This window comes from Microbacterium sp. CCH5-D1, from assembly GCF_001557335.1.
GTDB lineage: Bacteria > Actinomycetota > Actinomycetes > Actinomycetales > Microbacteriaceae > Microbacterium > Microbacterium oxydans.
Window position 1 is genome coordinate 1 of the sequence record NZ_LSJW01000033.1, and the last position, 705, is coordinate 705.

A 705-nucleotide genomic window follows, 5' to 3' on the forward strand; every position below is an offset into this window, starting at 1 on the left:
ACTGCAGGGGGGACCCTGTGGGAGAGTAGGACACCGCCGGACTCCTTTTAAACAAGAAAGCCACCCAATGCTGGGTGGCTTTCTTGCGTTGTGCTCCATGCAAGCACGAAGAGCCATCCCTCGCGGGGTGGCTCTTCTGCGTTAACGCGACCGTGGCCGCACGGCTCAGCGCTTCAAGCGCGCCTCGAGCATGGCGGCGCACTCCCGCACAGCGGCAGCGAGCAGTTCCTCATCCAGATCCGCACGGCCCCACGTCACCGCCACCGCTGCAACAGGCCAGCCCGCGGCATCGAGGACCGCGGCGCCCACACTGCGCAGTCCGTCCGCGATCTCACTGTTCTCTGTCGCATACCCCCGTGCCCGGACATCCCGGAGAAGCTCACGCAGTTCGCGGGGTGTCCGCGGGCCAAGGCCGGTGCGGTCGGGGAATGCCGAGACGTCCGGGTAGAGCGCCCGCACCTGTTCCCGGGGGAGCGCTGCCAGCATCGCGCGGCCCGAAGCCGTGAGGTGCGCCGGAAGACGCACGCCCACGTCCGTCACCAACGCGGGCCTCCGAGGTGCGCGTTCCTCGACGATGTACAGCACGTCCCCGCCACTCATCACCGCCAGGTGCGCGCTCTCCCCCAGCCGGTCCGAAAGAGCAGCCACCAAAGGGGCTCATCGCGAATGAGAGTGTAGGAGCGGTCTGAATCCGCCGGCTTCGAG

General features: G+C 67.8%; 1 pseudogene. It reads right to left on the minus strand.

Annotated features, from left to right (window positions below):
• Positions 1-165 precede the first annotated feature (165 nt).
• Positions 166-654 (minus strand): annotated as a pseudogene (locus AX744_RS02060) (IclR family transcriptional regulator); the annotation flags it as partial.
• Positions 655-705: the final 51 nt, after the last annotated feature.